General features: G+C 47.0%; 17 protein-coding genes and 2 pseudogenes (1 of these 19 running past the window's edge). 7 read left to right on the top strand and 12 right to left on the bottom strand.

Going from position 1 to position 16,434, the window contains the following annotated elements; translation table 11 throughout:
• The 3 genes and pseudogenes from P5674_RS10465 to P5674_RS10455 all read right to left on the bottom strand — a co-directional run.
• A pseudogene (locus tag P5674_RS10465) lies at positions 1 to 4 on the bottom strand (DUF5837 family cyanobactin class RiPP) (its annotated part extends 152 nt beyond the left edge of the window); the annotation flags it as partial.
• 24 nt (positions 5 to 28) lie between these two features.
• Positions 29 to 208: a DUF5837 family cyanobactin class RiPP gene (locus P5674_RS10460; RefSeq protein WP_014276984.1), complete on the bottom strand. Its 180-nt coding sequence runs from the start codon at positions 206 to 208 to the stop codon at positions 29 to 31.
• A 562-nt stretch (positions 209 to 770) separates the two neighbouring features.
• A complete protein-coding gene (locus P5674_RS10455) occupies positions 771 to 3,059 on the bottom strand; it encodes a TOMM precursor leader peptide-binding protein (RefSeq protein WP_014276985.1) in 2,289 nt (762 codons plus the stop codon).
• 64 nt (positions 3,060 to 3,123) lie between these two features.
• Between P5674_RS10455 and P5674_RS10450 the strand changes: the two are divergent.
• Positions 3,124 to 3,756 (top strand): annotated as a pseudogene (locus P5674_RS10450) (Uma2 family endonuclease).
• Positions 3,757 to 3,886: 130 nt separating this feature from the next.
• Here P5674_RS10450 and P5674_RS10445 read toward each other — a convergent pair.
• The 5 genes from P5674_RS10445 to P5674_RS10425 all read right to left on the bottom strand — a co-directional run bounded on the left by P5674_RS10445 (position 3,887) and on the right by P5674_RS10425 (position 7,817).
• Entirely contained in the window at positions 3,887 to 4,108 is a 222-nt protein-coding gene (locus P5674_RS10445) for a cyanobactin biosynthesis PatC/TenC/TruC family protein (protein ID WP_014276989.1), read from the bottom strand.
• A 48-nt stretch (positions 4,109 to 4,156) separates the two neighbouring features.
• Positions 4,157 to 4,372, bottom strand: coding sequence for a cyanobactin biosynthesis system PatB/AcyB/McaB family protein (locus P5674_RS10440; protein ID WP_006616603.1), 216 nt, complete (start codon positions 4,370 to 4,372; stop codon positions 4,157 to 4,159).
• 92 nt (positions 4,373 to 4,464) lie between these two features.
• Positions 4,465 to 6,399 (bottom strand): S8 family peptidase, encoded by a 1,935-nt coding sequence (locus P5674_RS10435; RefSeq protein WP_014276990.1) that lies wholly within the window; start codon positions 6,397 to 6,399, stop codon positions 4,465 to 4,467.
• A gap of 548 nt (positions 6,400 to 6,947) precedes the next feature.
• Complete coding sequence (locus P5674_RS10430) at positions 6,948 to 7,127, bottom strand: ribbon-helix-helix domain-containing protein (protein WP_006616081.1); 180 nt, start codon at positions 7,125 to 7,127, stop codon at positions 6,948 to 6,950.
• A gap of 30 nt (positions 7,128 to 7,157) precedes the next feature.
• Complete coding sequence (locus P5674_RS10425; protein WP_014276992.1) at positions 7,158 to 7,817, bottom strand: Uma2 family endonuclease; 660 nt, start codon at positions 7,815 to 7,817, stop codon at positions 7,158 to 7,160.
• Between the two features lie 236 nt (positions 7,818 to 8,053).
• Between P5674_RS10425 and P5674_RS10420 the strand changes: the two genes are divergently transcribed.
• A complete protein-coding gene (locus tag P5674_RS10420) occupies positions 8,054 to 8,242 on the top strand; it encodes a hypothetical protein (protein WP_014276993.1) in 189 nt (62 codons plus the stop codon).
• 19 nt (positions 8,243 to 8,261) lie between these two features.
• Here the strand turns inward: P5674_RS10420 and P5674_RS10415 are convergent, their stop codons facing one another.
• Positions 8,262 to 8,669: a hypothetical protein gene (locus P5674_RS10415; RefSeq protein ID WP_014276994.1), complete on the bottom strand. Its 408-nt coding sequence runs from the start codon at positions 8,667 to 8,669 to the stop codon at positions 8,262 to 8,264.
• A gap of 12 nt (positions 8,670 to 8,681) precedes the next feature.
• Complete coding sequence (locus tag P5674_RS10410) at positions 8,682 to 9,611, bottom strand: NB-ARC domain-containing protein (RefSeq protein ID WP_014276995.1); 930 nt, start codon at positions 9,609 to 9,611, stop codon at positions 8,682 to 8,684.
• 216 nt (positions 9,612 to 9,827) lie between these two features.
• Here P5674_RS10410 and P5674_RS10405 point away from each other — a divergent pair, with 216 nt between their 5' ends.
• The 3 genes from P5674_RS10405 to P5674_RS10395 all read left to right on the top strand — a co-directional run bounded on the left by P5674_RS10405 (position 9,828) and on the right by P5674_RS10395 (position 11,541).
• Entirely contained in the window at positions 9,828 to 10,091 is a 264-nt protein-coding gene (locus P5674_RS10405; protein ID WP_006616444.1) for a hypothetical protein, read from the top strand.
• 134 nt (positions 10,092 to 10,225) lie between these two features.
• On the top strand, positions 10,226 to 10,492 hold the full coding sequence (locus tag P5674_RS10400; protein WP_006616445.1) for a hypothetical protein: 267 nt from the start codon (positions 10,226 to 10,228) through the stop codon (positions 10,490 to 10,492).
• Between the two features lie 59 nt (positions 10,493 to 10,551).
• The gene (locus P5674_RS10395) at positions 10,552 to 11,541 is read left to right on the top strand and encodes an MvdC/MvdD family ATP grasp protein (RefSeq protein ID WP_006616446.1); all 990 of its coding nucleotides are present in this window, start codon (positions 10,552 to 10,554) and stop codon (positions 11,539 to 11,541) included.
• Here the strand turns inward: P5674_RS10395 and P5674_RS10390 are convergent.
• Complete coding sequence (locus P5674_RS10390) at positions 11,519 to 11,662, bottom strand: ribbon-helix-helix domain-containing protein (protein WP_231852013.1); 144 nt, start codon at positions 11,660 to 11,662, stop codon at positions 11,519 to 11,521. The genes P5674_RS10395 and P5674_RS10390 overlap by 23 nt on opposite strands.
• A 30-nt stretch (positions 11,663 to 11,692) precedes the next feature.
• Positions 11,693 to 12,352, bottom strand: a complete 660-nt coding sequence (locus P5674_RS10385; protein ID WP_014276992.1) for a Uma2 family endonuclease — start codon at positions 12,350 to 12,352, stop codon at positions 11,693 to 11,695.
• Between the two features lie 414 nt (positions 12,353 to 12,766).
• Between P5674_RS10385 and P5674_RS10380 the strand changes: the two genes are divergently transcribed.
• Positions 12,767 to 14,497, top strand: coding sequence for a diflavin flavoprotein (locus tag P5674_RS10380; protein ID WP_006616399.1), 1,731 nt, complete (start codon positions 12,767 to 12,769; stop codon positions 14,495 to 14,497).
• A 94-nt stretch (positions 14,498 to 14,591) separates the two neighbouring features.
• Positions 14,592 to 16,316 (top strand): diflavin flavoprotein, encoded by a 1,725-nt coding sequence (locus P5674_RS10375; RefSeq protein ID WP_014276999.1) that lies wholly within the window; start codon positions 14,592 to 14,594, stop codon positions 16,314 to 16,316.
• Positions 16,317 to 16,434: the final 118 nt, after the last annotated feature.

Raw genomic sequence — 16,434 nt, 5'->3', positions numbered from 1 at the left:
TTGGGCCTGTGGTAGAATTCGATGGCGACTACTCGTCGTCACCATCATAAGAACACACACACGGCGGCAAGCCGCCTCGCCCGGCGGGAAGGGCCTCAAGGGAGCCGATCGCCTCTTCACTCAATTCAGCCAAAGCGCTAGGCAGTTGACCCGAAGGAACGCGGTCAACGGGCTGTTGGGGGTTGGGGGTGATGTTTTTCTTATCCATTGGAGTTTTCCACTCTTTGTTAGGTTGACAGTTTGACCGCTTAGGGCGGTCAATCCCTTCTTATGGTCAAGAAGCCTGTGGGTGCTGCTATGGGCTGTAGCGGTAGGCTAGGCAGCACGAAAACTCTGAAAATTCTGTTGGATTTGGACTGACAATCAGTCCAAACTTTGTCTTAACTTTTACAGCCTGCTCAATAACCTACTCGGTTCTCAAAGTCCCTCTCCCTCACTTGGGAGAGGGATTTAGGGTGAGGGGTTTAAAGTCCCTCTCCCTCACTTGGGATAAGGATTTAGAGTGAGGGTATTATCGGGTGAATTAGCATTAACTTTGTTGCTCAAGATATTAACACATTCACTTGCCTTGTCAACAGGTTTTTTGATATTTTTCAACTTTCATTTTTCCGTTTTTTATCAACTTCCAACGCTTGAGAAAATAGTGCAATATCACACGACATTGCAAGCCATTAAAGGATTATCAACAACAACTGTTTAATCCATTTTCCCTGTTTAAAACCGCCAAAATGAGCCAAACAAATATTTCAAATAGCCTCCCCTATTTAGAGCTAAAACGGCATCGCCATCGGGTTCATCTCCCCTTCCGGTGTCGGAGTCTCCCGCCAACCCAACCGAACCGGCACATCATAGAGACGACCCGGCCCAAACCGCGACCAAAAATGACGCATTCCCGGCACAATCACCTTGACCACATTCAAACCAATATCCGGGCGAGTTTGATCCAGTACCAACGTTTCCAACCCAGCCCCTCCCACAATCTCCACACAAGTCCGCACATCCTCGCGGATATCATTCCCCCAACGTTTCGGATAGTCCTGCATCGTTTTCAAAGGTTGCGTCGGGTCAGGAGCCAAATAAGGCTGATTCTCCAAAGTCGCTTCCAAGAGCCAGAGTTTCGCATCCCCATCCAGTTGGTCATCGGGCACCTTATCCAGTTCCAACCCCAACTGATTCACCTCCGTCAGGGCGCGGAGAATCGCAATAGTCGGGTCGAGGTGCGCCCCAAAACCAAGAATCAACCGTTCCGACTCGCCCACCATCCGCCGCGACACCCCAGCAAAAGCAGAAATCCCCAAATCTGCCGTCAAATCCAACACCCACAATTCCCGGTCATTCTCCCCATAAAACTGCTGCAATTCCAAAAAGTAAGGCTCATCAAAACTGCTCAAATCCACAGCCGGACGACGCAAGCGGTTATACCACCACAAAGCCACGCTATCCCGTTCCACCAATTCCAGAAACCCTTGTAAAATCGCCTCCTCTAGGGTGTTCCCCGCCGCGTTGCCATTGGAGTCAGCCTTGCAAAAGCGTTGATTTTTCGGCATCGGATAGTTGTAGTAACAAAAAGCCGTGGGTAAGTATTTGTGACGTTGTTCTGTTAACGACCAAACCGGAGTCCAGTCAATGCTTTGGTCAGGGTCAAACCGTTGGGGAATCCAGTCGTGGGCAGCTTGGCGATTTTGATTAATCTCCTCACGGCGGGCAAATTGGCTGTCACTAATACAGAGACAATCTTCAGGATTAATCGCCAACTCCCCCAACTCCGCAAAGGTCGCCCGTTTGCGCGGTTCATCCCCCTGGTAAATTCCCGAATAGCGCTCCACCGCCTCACAGAAACCACTAGCGCGGGATTGGCTGTCGGTTTTGCCCTTGCCCGAACTCTTATGTTTCAACGTGCTACGGAGTCCCCGCAGGGAAGTTGCCCCCCCAAAGGCATGGCCCGCCCGGTAGGTATGCACCAGAGGGTTAGCCGGGTCAGTGACGCGCACCAATTCCGTCACCACCCCCGTAATCGGGCTGATTAAATGCTCATGTTGCTGTACCGTTTGGGCGGGAGTGAGGGCGCGGTGGCCGCCGTCGCGGGTGAAATGTTTCTGGCGAGATTCCAGAATCACCGGCTCAAACCCCCGACGCTGGAGGATTTCCGGGTCGCCACAGGTGGGGCATTGGGGGCGGCGGATGAGGCTGTGGGTTTTGAAGTCCAGGGTGCGCTGGTTGAAGGTGATTAATTTGCCCTCCAGGGTGGGGGAAGGCGTAGAGGACTGGGCAATCACGAGGGATTTGGCGATTTCCGTCGCCGCAAACTGAAGGGCCGTCTGCAAGGTCGAAGGCAAGGCGGCGCGGGCTGTGGGGAGGTAACTATTGACGGTGTGAGGGATGTTGCCGTTGGTTTGGCCAGCAGCGTATTTCTCCCGCTGTACCGAAGCTTCAACTTCCCGGTTGCCTTCCAAACGCTGGGCGAGGCAGTGCCAGCAGCCCGTTTCCCCCGGTTTGAAGACTGGGCCCAGCCAGAGGACACTGCCTAGGGGTTTGACTAAAATCCAGGGTTGGCCGGTTTCGACCTGATGACGGTTGATTGTCGCTAAGTCGGGGTTAAGGTAGTCGTCGGTGAGGACGATGGTGAGGGCGGCTTCGGTGGGTTGGAGGGGAATGCCTAAATCACGCAGAGCCGTACCTAGAATGTCAACCATACCCTCACTGATGCGGTTGCCGACGGTTTTGAGGGTGACGGGTTGTTTGAGGGCTTGGGCGGCTACTGCGGGGGCAATACCTAACTCACTCCAAAAAGCAGCCACTTCGGGAGTCAATTCTGGTGCAGACTCAATGAGGTAGCCTTTTTCGCTCAGGCGATTGAGAACGAAATCAATATGGTCAAGGGGGACTTCACCGTTGAGCTTGTCGGCAATTTGTTCGCGAGAGTGGTTGCCGTCGAGAAAGGGAAGAATTTGGCAGTAGAGTCCCCCGGTGAGGGCGTGGTTTTCTTGTTCCCCCAGGAGATAGACCTGTTTGGGGGGGATGATTTCGATGTGGTAGTGGGGTTTGATTTGGAAGGACATAGGGTAGAGGAAGATAAGGGTTAGTACAATACTGATCAGGCAAAAACCCAGATACGGTGAAGAAATGTTGACCGTCGTTTCACCCCAAAAACTTTATCTTTCGCCCGGAACAGTGATGCGATCGCCTGCCACCTGGCAGGAATATCAAGCATTGTGCGAACAGCGCGGAGAGGGTTCCATTCCCCGGCTTAAATATCGTTCTGGATTCGCAAAAGTTGATGTCGCCTTTACCTAAGCATGGTCGTGATGCTCATTTGATTGCTGCCATCATTACAACCTTGTTGGATAATCACGGGCGAGAATACGATGCTTTTACACCCGTAACCATGCAACTGCCAGAAGAAAGCGGGATTGAACCAGATTATTGTTTCTACATTGACCATTGGCAAGCGGTTTCCGGTAAGGAACGGATTGATTGGCGCAATGACCCCCGCCAGATTTGGTGTTAGAAATTGACATCACTAGCTACTCAGACGTGCAGGATTATCTGCCCTATCAAGTGCCAGAAGTATGGCTATTTCAAAACCAGCAACTGATGATTTACCAACTTCAGGGCAATGAATACGGCATCACATCCCAAAGCCAATATTTCCCGGCGGTAAACCCAGCCGATCTCGTTGCTCAATGTTTAGAAATTGCCTATCAGAGGAATACCAGTGCAGCTATTCGTAATCTGAAGCAGCAACTCGGAGGGTAGGGGAGCCGAGAAAAGGGTAACGAGGCGATGGGGTAAACTTAACCCTAGGCGTCAGTCCCCTTGCTCCCCCCTCTCACCTCACAATGCCCTGATCGCCTCAAGGCTCAAGGGATCAATTCGCAGCCAAGACTCAGGCCCAAATCCGCCCTCGGCGAAAGGTTTTACTGTTAGGTTTGGGTTTATTGGCGTGTTTACGGGCATACTCCCACCAGTAGGAATAATCCTGAAGCCCCGTCATCGCTGTGGGAACATAGGATTTTTGCGCTGGCGCGGGTGGTGTTGCCGGGTTAGCTGCCGGAGCAGTTTCCGGTAGATCATCTGGATTTTTTGGGGTGTTTTTTTTCGCCATCATCGTCTCCTTATTTCAATAAGAACAGTAAAAATTGGCAATGTTCTGGGGTTAGAAAAAACGACCCATTGAGGCAAAGCCAGAGTGCATCACTTGGTTGTAGCTGCGCGGGACAAATACCGCCGGGTCGTTATAGTTCGCACCGTGAAGCAGATCCATCCGAATATGCACCAAATCCTCGATCTCCCCATCCTCCAAATCCACCGCTAAGGCGGGTTGGGTGAAATGAGGTCGTTTAACCGGGGCGGATTGTTTAGGAAATGTCATTGTTTTTTGATGGGTATATTAAGAACTAGGAACGGAAAAAAGAGGAGAGGCAGCTAAAAAGTTGACTTTTCCTCCGCCTCAAACCTTGAGGATTAATACGGCGAAGACCAACTCTTCACTTCGCCCAACGTCACCGGAATCAAATCGCTGACATCGATGGTGAAGCGGAAGATTTTCTTGGCGCGGCGGCTGTTTTCGGGGTCGAAGAACTTCAGTTTCACATCCCAGCAGTCGCTATCCATCCGGCAGAACGGGCTTTTCTCCACGGTGATACTGTCCAGTTCCATCCCTTGGGCGACGGCTTGACTGAATGTGGAAGCGGCTTGGAAGGCATTGGTGACGGAGAAGTTGAGGGCGCGGTCTTGAGACGTTGTGCCCAGGTTTCGTAAGTCGTAATAGACCCGGTTGAGGAAACTGCCTAGGGTGCGGCTCATGGCATCGCGATCGGCTTCACCTTCGGCTGCCTGTACCGTCTCAAAGGCGGCATTGACGAGACTGTTAACCTTCCAACCGTAGAGTCCGCGAGTGCTTTGGGGTTCGATGACCGGCACAACTTGCCCAGAGAATAGCTTCACGGTGCGCCCGGTCAAGATGCCCGGAATACTCACCCGCTCAATGTAGTCGTCGTCATGTTCCGGCTGAATTTGACCCGCCAGGAGTTCTTGCAGAGCCAGATAGGCTTCACGGGCGAAGGGGCCTTTAGGTTCAATGGCATAGACCGGAGTCAACTCAATATTGAGCGTCCAAATCAAAGACCGAGCCTCAGAAATATCGCTGGCCAGGTAGTCCACCATCTGACGGGCATCATAGGGGTTAGCTGGCACCGACACGCCCTCGCTGATTTCAAAGGGTGGCATCAGTTGCTTAAAGGTGTCGCGGCGGGCTTCGGAACCGAAGTCATAGCCCAAGGTACCCAAGGCATAAACCAGTTGGCTGGATGCAAGTTCGCTGGGGGCTTGGCTGGGAGTGACGGCGTTGCTAGAGGTCATAGGGGTAGATTGAGTAGGGGTGAATGATTGGACAGTGTTGCTGGGAGTGACCGCAGCTTGTGGCTCCTCCTGAGCCGGGGTGGCATCGGGGACAGACAAACCCCCGCCGCAGCCGCAACCGCTCGATGGTTCTACACCTGCGGGGGTGACGGCTTCTTGTGCTTCAGACATATTTCCTCCAGTGAGTAAGGTTAAAGCTCCAGCGATATTGATTCGGCCTGCCAGACATCGCTGGGCATCGGCAGGCAGGGCGGCATCGCAGGGCAGGGCGCTCTGCAACAGGATTTGACGCACCCGGGCGGGGTCAGGGGTTTCGCCGCGCTCGACTTGCAGGCTCAACAACAGGGCAGCAACCCCGGAAACAATAGGGGTGGCGAAGCTGGTGCCGTTGAGCCGTTCCGTCCCGCCGCCGGGTTTGGCCCCCAAGATTTGCTCGCCCGGAGCAAGGATGCCCTGGGTTTGGTACTTAGACCCCCAATTACTGAAGTCCAAGGGTTGCCCGCGAGCATCCATCGCACCCACGGCTAGGACGGCGGGGAGGGCGGCGGGGACGTGCAGGCACTGGCACCCGTCGTTACCCGCCGCCGCTACGAGCAGAATGTTCCGCTCCTGGCAGAGGCGGACGGCGTTTTCCAGCCAGCCCTCAGCTTCCCCAAAGTCGCTTAACTGACCGCCACTGAGGTTGATGATGTGCGCTCCGGCGTTGGCGGCTTGCTCAATGCCTCTGGCGAGGTCAAGTTGGCTGGCACTACAGCGATCGTCAGGAAACACAGGGACAATCAAACCCCGACATTGGGGCGCAATGCCAGGAATGTCGCTGTCGGGTTGCCCGAAAATGATGCTGGTGACGTGAGTGCCATGGCCGGACATACTGCCGTCGCTGCGGGCAGCATGGGGGACGAGGGTGGGCAGGGTGGTGAGGTTAGCACCTTGGAAACAGGGGTGGGTGCGATCGACGGGGCCATCCATGACGGCGATGGTGATTTCTGGAGAACCTTGGGTGCGGTTTCGTAATTCTGAGAGTCCTAGTATTTCCATCTAGAAATTTTTGAAGTTTTTATAGTCAATTGATCAAAAAGGCTTGAACAAGCAGTTTTTACATCTATGAAGCACAATCCGAAACCCATTGCGATCTTGGCGAGAGGGGCTTAGGGTGATGAGGACTTCACATCATGATTGCGTCAAACGCTATACCAGTTTCTGGAGCTATGGAACATAAGAAATTCCCTCAACCCCATTAAAGGGGAAAAGGTAGAGCTTCCGTAATTTACGAAAACGCTAGATAACTCGATACTCAAAAATCAACAACCGTACAAACATGGATGGACAGTTGCCGAAGGAAAAATATACGAAACTAAAACAGTACGAAAACCGCCATAAACAATGGACGAAAACCGTACTAAAAATTTAGTTATGTTGCCAGCACCAGATTGAGTTCAGCCTCTTGAGATTTAGTAGGATGTCAAGATTTAAGTTTCCGATTTAGTCTAGCCTTGGGAAATTCAGGATGTCAAGACTTTTTGAGCCAATTTTGTAAAGTTTTATAACAGGAAGCTCTCCCCACCTCGGGGCGCGAGGTGGGGGTGTCATAATGGGTGCATTTCAGTTAGGAACACCAACCATAATGTCCCGTTGCATTCCTCAAACCGCCCTTGATAAATGCGTTCTCGGTCTGCTAAAAGCCTAATACCTGTGGCGATCGCATCTTCAGCGGAAGGATACTTACCGCTTTCTACCAGACTTTCCAGAAAGCTCAATTTCTGCACTTAACGAGATATTCATTTCTAACCTCTGTTTTAATCCGGTTGAATAAAGGCTTGATGTTCTGGGGATGACAGTCCGGTTTGTAGGGTGGCCAAAACCGCCGCGAGATTATTTTGTAATAGTTGCGTTGCGTTCAACCATAAACCCGGAAACACCCGACTGCACAAAATCCCCTCATCATTGGGAGAAAGAGACTGATAAACTCCCTCCTCTAAATAAAACCAATCTAGTTTTTGGTCGAAGATTTGCCAAACTAGATATTCTTGTACCCCATTGCGCCGATAAACCCGTTTTTTATCCCCTAAATCGATCGCCGCACTACTAGCCGCAATTTCTACCACCAATTCCGGCGCGCCTTGAATGTAGCCGTATGAGGTGAGTTGAGAACTTCCCCCCGGAATCAACAAAACTCCATCAGGTTGAAATTCGTTGTCCGAGTCGAGGCGAACCGTCGGTTCAATACCTATTTCTGTCCCTGGGGTTGCCATTTTATAAGTCCATAGCAACCCGATTAAATCCGCGTGGGGTTTCGCATGGGTGGTAAACCGCAGGGGTGATGCCATATATACGACTCCTTCAATTAATTCGGCTTTCTGATCTGTAGTCATGGCGGCGTAACGTCGCTCAAATTCTCGATAGCTGAGGCGATCGCCATTTTCCAAAGGTGGATAGATCGGAGAAGTTAGCTGCATAGTATCGACCAAAGATTAGGGGACAGTTTGATTATAGCAATTGGGTAATCGCATTATTATCTTATTGTTAATCGCAATTCATCAGGTTGGCATAATATTAATCAGCACAGACTTGGGGCGATTTCCCATTGGTGATAGGGTGATAATTATTTCACTTATCCCCAACTGGCGACACTTACGTTAATTCCAGTGGCGTTAAGATTTCTTGAGCATATTCACCTATACAATCATCTCAGGTGCGATCGCCACTTTGGCGACCTTCTCTGGTGGGAATTGAGCCGCAGTTTTTCCCAAATCTAACAATCATCAGAGAGGAATGCGATCGCGATGACCCCGGTGAGTTTTTCACAGAAGCTGATGAGTTCTGGGGTGGGATGTTCGCAGTCCGTCAGGAGGAGGGCGCGGTGGGGGAGACGGAGCAATAATCATTTGACTCATTCCGCTCTAAAATTGATTGTTAACATATTCTTTAATCACTGGTGCAAGGGTGAAGCGCGATCGCCCTTTTTCCTTCACTTTTTCAAGTAAACCGCGTTTTAATAAAGATTGAACAGCTTTTAATAAGTCATACTCGGAGAGAGGTAAATCTGTCGTATATGCGGAAAGTTCCACGGGTATGTCTTGGCTGCCTAACCAAACAATTGCTTGTTTTTCTATGAGCGACAAGCGTTGATAATGTGCCTGCAATAGAATTTCTAAATCTCCCAAAAACGGACTCTCACGCGATAAGAAGTCAGCCACGCTGCCGTCAAATAGTTCTTGAATCGTATTAGCTGCTATCTTTAGCCATAAAGGATTGCCGCTATAAAGTTGGATTAATTCTAACCATCTATCTGGATCGGTTAATTCCATTTCGGTTAAGATTTATTTAGCTGATTCGCCTAAACCATCAATTGGTAATGTGTGGCATAAACTTTTTCGACCTTCTAATGTCGCCAATTCTATAGGTTTTTCCCAACTAATAATCAGCAGGCAACTGTGGTGATGCGTGGTGGCTATTTCTTTGATAAATTTGCTGTAATCTTGGCAGTCTGTTTGGTAAGTTCCGGCTAATTCTCCACTGGTAAATAGTTCTTGAAAGTCATCGAGGATAATCAGGCAACGATGCGATCGCAAACAGTCGATTAAAGATGGGGATTTGGTTTCTGTTGGTGGTGAGAGAAATTCGATTAAATGAGTTTTGAGCGATTTTAAGGTGGGGGCGTTGGTACAGTTGCGCCATAAGAGGCGATCGAAGTTATCTTGAATTTGTCTCACCAGTTCCACTACTAGGGCAGTTTTGCCAACACCCGATAAACCGATAACGCTGACGATGGGGATTTTATCTTCGAGTATCCATTGTTTAAGGGTGTTGAGTTCCTGGGTGCGGTTGTAGAGGCGATCGCTTTTGGGAACTTCCGTTAAATCGTGGCGTTTTTCTGTTTGAACCTTATCTGCGTTGTTAGTGGAACGTTTTTTTGCGGTTTTTGCATAGGGTGGATTTTCGCGACAAACATTGATGTCGCCATTACCAATATGCAGATTTTCAATGTGCGAATATCTCCCGTTTTCTAAAATCGACCTAATATTAGCTTTTCTAACATCTTCCTCGAAAACATCCGACAGAAGTTGCCATAATTTCCAAGCCTCTTTTCTGATATGATGTTTGCTGCAATGTTCATTATCTCCTATTTGTTCGTAAGTTTCCCGTTGCCAAACCCCCTCTAAAATAGCCTTTTGTAGAGAATCCAGATGTTTTCCGGTTTTCGCGAACAGGCGATCGTCAGTCCACTTTAAAGCTTCTTCAATATCCATAGACGTGAGATATGGTTTGATTGTGGATTTTATCCTATATTATCATACTTTTTCCTATTTGGGGGGATAAAATCCTATGTTTTCCCATAAAATCAGGTACTACATGGTTTAAAAGGTTCCTACAAAATCCTATTTTTAGGGGTTGTCAGATAGGAATTAGCATCATAAAATAGTGTTAATACAGAAAATTTAATTTTAGCGCCCAGGAAAATACCAATGGTCAAGACATTAGGGGTTCAGGAAAAGACTTCTGACAAGTTACCGTTTGCAATGCTTTTTGCGGTAGAGCCTGCTTTTACCAGCATTCCTAAAGAGTCACTCGAACAGGAACTATGCTATAACCCCGTGCTTCAAATTAACAACGAAACTCAATTGAATCTGATTGTAGGTGGACAAACAAGTACAAGTCTGAAACGCTCAACTGGTACTGGGTTTTTTGAGGATTCAGATGAGGATACTATGGGTGATGAATATGAGTGATGAAAGTCAATAAATTGTTGATTATATAACCCATATAAATAGGTGGCTACCAATTTATAGCCGCCTATCTATTTAAACCTGTCTTCAATCAAGTTCTGGGATAAGTTTATTTGGTTAGAGGAATTGCAAATCCAATGGTTAAAACATTAGGGACTCAAAAAAATTGTTCCCACCAAATGCCTTTTGCTATGCTTTTTGCAGTAGAACCTGCTTTTACTAGCATTTCTGAAGAATATGGGCAAGAAAACCTTTGCTATAATGCTAGATTCCAAATTAACGAGGAAACTCAGTTAGCTAGTATTTCAGGTGTTCTAAATAGCACGAGTATCAAAAAGTCAACTAATAGTGGCTTGATAATATGGCATGGAGACAAAGACGACGATAATGTGGCTGATGAATGAAAATTACTGATAAAGTCCTCAATATAAAGTTTATTAAAGAATAGTTAATCCTCATCAATATGATTAAGCCCATCTTAGTAATTACGGATAAATGCGATGTTCACGCAGATTTTGTCACCATTGAACTCAGAAAACTAGGTGGCGATATTGTCCGCATGAATACCCAAGATATGGGTTGTAATTCAGACTTTACTTTGGGAAAATTAGACTTAGCAGAACCTTGGCATCTCAAATTCCACTTTAAAGACTCTGACAAAACAGTAACATCAGACAGTTTTGATACTATTTGGTATCGAAAACCAGAACAAGTTGAGCCAGACTCAAACATTACCGAAGAACACGCACAGGTTTTTGTCAAAGAGGAGTATAGCTATTTTTTACGCTCATTTTATAACCTGTACTCCCACAAAACATGGGTTAATCCGTTTTGGAATTTAAGACACTCCAGCCAAAAACTACCTAACTTGGAACTGGCACTAAAATTAGGATTAAAAGTTCCCAAAACTTTAATTACTAACAATCCCGAAGTTGCCAGAGAATTTGGGGAGAATTGTCAATGGGATTTACTGGTAAAAACATTTCATTTTTCCGGTTTTGTGGTGAATCAAACTGAGGCATGGCACTGCTTTGCTAAACGTATCGATAAGGAGCAGTTTCTTCAATTTGCGAAAACCATAAGTTTTGCTCCCACTTTTTTACAACAATACATCGATAAATCCATAGAGTTAAGGGTGACAATTATCGGAGAAGAAGTTTTTACCGCCGCAATTCATTCTCAGGAAATTGAAAAAACCAAGTCTGACTGGCGGGCAATAGATAGTTACCAGATTAAACACACTGTTTACGATTTACCCGTTGAGATAGCGCAGAAACTTTTGGCTTTTAACCGTCATTATTCTTTGGTATTCTCAACTTTCGATATGATTCTTACTCCTGAAGGGGAATACTACTTTTTAGAATGCAACCCTAACGGTCAATGGTATTGGATTGAGGAATTGACACAAATGCCGATGGCTAAAACAATGGCTAAACTGTTGATGAGTATTTAATTTTTGTAGATGCCATCAGAGGCTTATCATTTAACAGCCTAATACCTGTGGCGATCGCATCTTCAGCGGAAGGATACTTACCGCTTTCTACCAGACTTTCCAGAAAGCTCAATTTCTGCACTTAACGAGATATTCATTTCTAACCTCTGTTTTAATCCGGTTGAATAAAGGCTTGATGTTCTGGGGATGACAGTCCGGTTTGTAGGGTGGCCAAAACCGCCGCGAGATTATTTTGTAATAGTTGCGTTGCGTTCAACCATAAACCCGGAAACACCCGACTGCACAAAATCCCCTCATCATTGGGAGAAAGAGACTGATAAACTCCCTCCTCTAAATAAAACCAATCTAGTTTTTGGTCGAAGATTTGCCAAACTAGATATTCTTGTACCCCATTGCGCCGATAAACCCGTTTTTTATCCCCTAAATCGATCGCCGCACTACTAGCCGCAATTTCTACCACCAATTCCGGCGCGCCTTGAATGTAGCCGTATGAGGTGAGTTGAGAACTTCCCCCCGGAATCAACAAAACTCCATCAGGTTGAAATTCGTTGTCCGAGTCGAGGCGAACCGTCGGTTCAATACCTATTTCTGTCCCTGGGGTTGCCATTTTATAAGTCCATAGCAACCCGATTAAATCCGCGTGGGGTTTCGCATGGGTGGTAAACCGCAGGGGTGATGCCATATATACGACTCCTTCAATTAATTCGGCTTTCTGATCTGTAGTCATGGCGGCGTAACGTCGCTCAAATTCTCGATAGCTGAGGCGATCGCCATTTTCCAAAGGTGGATAGATCGGAGAAGTTAGCTGCATAGTATCGACCAAAGATTAGGGGACAGTTTGATTATAGCAATTGGGTAATCGCATTATTATCTTATTGTTAATCGCAATTCATCAGGTTGGCATAATATTAATCAGCACAGACTTGGGGCGATTTCCCATTGGTGATAGGGTGATAATTATTTCACTTATCCCCAACTGGCGACACTTACGTTAATTCCAGTGGCGTTAAGATTTCTTGAGCATATTCACCTATACCATCATCTCAGGTGCGATCGCCACTTTTCCAAATCTAACAATCATCAGAAAAGCCCAGAGAGTTCCCTATTCGGTTTTGTGGGTCTTAACCCATTGATAGGTTTTTCAAACCCCCACAGATTCGGTATCCGTGTCAGAATATCTGTAAACTTGCACACTATTAGATAGCTAAATTTTGGGAGGTCATACATGGTAGCCCTCACTGACCGGGTTAAAGCAGGTCGGTTGACCGTTGAGGTAGCAGAAGTTACTACAGACACCACCACAATTCGATCGCTTGATTGGGACCGCGATCGCTTTGATATCGAATTTGGTCTGCAAAACGGCACAACCTATAACTCATTTATCATTCGTGGCGACAAAACCGCCTTAGTAGATACATCCCACGCCAAATTTCGGCAACTATACCTAGACACTCTCCAAGGATTAATCGACCCCGCCGCCATTGATTATCTGATTATTAGCCACACAGAACCCGACCATAGCGGTTTAGTGGCTGATATTCTGCAACTAGCCCCCCAAATTACCGTCGTCGGCGCAAAAGTTGCCATTCAATTTTTAGAAAACCTAGTTCACCAGCCCTTTAAGTCTCAACAAGTTAAAAACGGTGATACATTAGACCTCGGTAACGGTCATGTGCTGGAATTCGTTTCCGCCCCTAACCTACACTGGCCTGATACCATTTTCACCTACGATCGCCAAACCGAAACTCTCTTTACCTGTGACGCTTTCGGAATGCACTACTGTTCCGATCTCACCTACGACTCAAACCTCGCCGACATTGAGGCTGATTATCGATTCTACTACGAATGTTTGATGGCTCCTAACGCCCGGTCTGTTCTCAGCGCCATTAAGCGTATGAAGCAACTAGGAACTATTACCACCATCGCCACCGGACACGGCCCCCTGCTGCGCCATAACGTTAAGGAATTGACCGATCGCTATCAAAAATGGAGTCAGGAACAGTCCAAAGCCGAAACCACGGCGGCGGTATTTTACTATTCCGATTTCGGTTATAGCGATCGTCTTTCCCAAGCGATCGCCCACGGGATTACTAAAACTGGTGTCGCTGTCGAAATGATGGATCTGCGATCGGCTGATAACCAGGAAATCCGCGAGTTAGCTAGTATGGCTACCGGATTAGTTATCGGAATGCCTCCGGTGTCTGGTGAAGATGCAGAACTTGCCGAACAAGCCATCAGCACCATTTTAGCATCTACCAACAAAAAGCAAACCTTTGGTTTGTACGAATCTGGTAGCGATAATAATTTGTCCGTTTACCCCCTGGAAGTCAAGTTTAAAGCCGCCGGACTTAAACCCGCTTTTCCCTCAATTCGGATTACCGAAACCCCCACCGAAAACACCTATAAACTCTGTGATGAAGCCGGAACCGATATGGGACAGTTACTCAGTCGGGATAAGGCTATTAAGCAGATGAAATCCCTAGATAGCGATGTCGATAAAGCCTTGGGTCGCATTAGTGGCGGGTTGTATATTATCACCGCTACTAAAGGGGAAGTGAGTAGCGCTATGTTGGCTTCCTGGGTGTCTCAGGCGAGTTTTGAACCTCTGGGAGTAACTATTGCAGTTGCCAAAGATAGGGCGATCGAAGCCTTAATGCAGGTCGGTGATACCTTTGTTCTCAATGTCTTGGAGGAGAACAATTATCAAGCCTTGATGAAGCATTTTCTCAAGCGTTTTCCCCCTGGTGCTGACCGTTTTGAAGGCGTGAAAACTCAAGCCGCTAATAATGGCAGTCCGATTTTAAATGATGCTCTGGCTTATCTGGAATGTCGGGTAGCTAGTCGCATGGAATTAACCGATCATTGGATTGTTTATGCCACTATTGATGGCGGTCGCGTTAGTAACCCTGATGCTTTACCAGCCGTTCATCATCGCAAGGTCGGAAATCACTACTAAAAAATTCCTTGATGGCGGGTTGATTGATATCAAAAATATTGCCAAATCACCCGCCTTTTTTGGGTTTCTATGTTCACTATATCCATTTTAACAAATGTATAATTCAAAAGCTCGTGATGTTCAAGTTTTCTTAATTGGTAATGATACCAAGGTTTTGCGATCGCGCACTTGGGATAGACTCAAGTTTGAGGTGGAATATTCCCTACAACGGGGGACGACAGCTAATAGTTATCTAATCGAAGCTGACCAAGTGGCGATTATCGACCCTCCCGGAGAATCTTTTACCGCCAACTATCTTAAATCCCTGGAAGACCGCTTAGATTTTAACAACCTCAAATATGTGATTTTAGGGCATTTTAACGCTAACCGAGGCGCGACAATTAAAGCCTTGTTAGAAAAGGCTCCCCAAATTACTTGGGTGTGTTCTAACCCCGCTACCTTGGCGCTGCGGGAATTTTTCCCAGAATTAACCTTAAATATTTTAACAGTTAAAAGTGAGGAAAAATTAGACCTGGGTCGCGGACATGAACTGCAATTAATCACTGCACCAACTCCCCGATGGCCTGATGGTTTATTGACCTATGACCCCTGTAGTCAAATCCTGTTTACAGATAAGTTTTTTGGAGCCCATGTTTGCGGTGATCAAGTATTTGATGAAGGCTGGTCAGTCTACAGCGAAGACCGCCGTTTTTATTATGACTGTCTCCATGCGGCACAACCTAAAAAAATTCTGTCAATCTTAGATAAAATTGCTGAGTTATCACCCATTGATTTTTATGCCACGGGTCACGGTCCCTTAGTGCGCTATGGGATGAATGAATTAACTAATTTATATCGACAATGGAGCGAAAAACAAAAATCTCAGGATTTGAATGTGGCGTTGCTATATGCTTCTGCTTACGGGAATACCGCCTCTATTGCTCATGCGATCGCCAGAGGATTAACTAGGTCGGGAGTAGCGGTAGAATTGATTAATTGTGAACACGCTAAATCTACCGAAATTCAAACATCCGTCGAAAAATCCGATGGATTTATTATCGGTTCCCCTACCCTCGGTGGTCACGCTCCCACACAAATACAAACCGCTTTGGGAATTATCCTCAATACCGCATCAACTAATAAATTAGCCGGGGTTTTTGGTTCCTTTGGTTGGAGTGGAGAGGCGGTAGATTTAATCGCGGATAAGTTAAAAGATGCTGGCTATCAATTCGGCTTTGAACCAATTAGGGTCAAGTTTAAACCCACAGATATCACCCTACAAACCTGCGAAGAAACTGCTATTGATTTCGCTCAAATGTTGCGACGTGACCAAAAACGCCGCGCCTTAAAATCTACTTCCCAGTCTGCTAGTGCTGACCGAACTGCTCAGGCTGTAGGTCGTTTGGTAGGTTCCCTGTGCGTGGTCTCCTGTCGCCGTGGAGAGGTGGTAAGTGGGATGTTGGCTTCGTGGGTATCTCAAGCTACTTTTACCCCCCCAGGATTGACTGTGGCTGTGGCTCGCGATCGCGCTATGGAATCGATGACCCATATAGGCGATCGCTTTGTTTTAAACATTTTGGACGAAGGTAAACAACTCCGTAAACACTTTATGAAAAAGTTTGCTCCCGGTGAGGATAGATTTGCATCTTTATCAACCACAGAAGCCTCTAACGGATGTCTGATTTTAAATGATGCTTTGGCTTATTTAGAATGTGAGGTAAAAAACCGCATGGAATGCGGCGACCACTGGGTTATTTATGCTCAAGTCCAAAACGGCAAACTGTTAAATAATGAAGGTGTAACAGCAGTTCACTATCGCAAAACCGGAACTTTTTACTAATCCTCTCCTCAAAAGGCGAGCCCGTCAATCTTCCTGTGGGGAGGTTAGCAAATATAGCGGTTCGGTGGATTGGTGAGCTACTTTTCAAAGCCCCTCTCCCGTATGGGAGAGGGGTTTG

This window comes from Limnospira sp. PMC 289.06, assembly GCF_032350395.1.
GTDB classification, from domain to species: domain Bacteria; phylum Cyanobacteriota; class Cyanobacteriia; order Cyanobacteriales; family Microcoleaceae; genus Limnospira; species Limnospira platensis.
The sequence above is the reverse complement of the archived record's forward strand: the minus strand, read 5'-3'. Positions and strand labels throughout refer to the sequence as shown.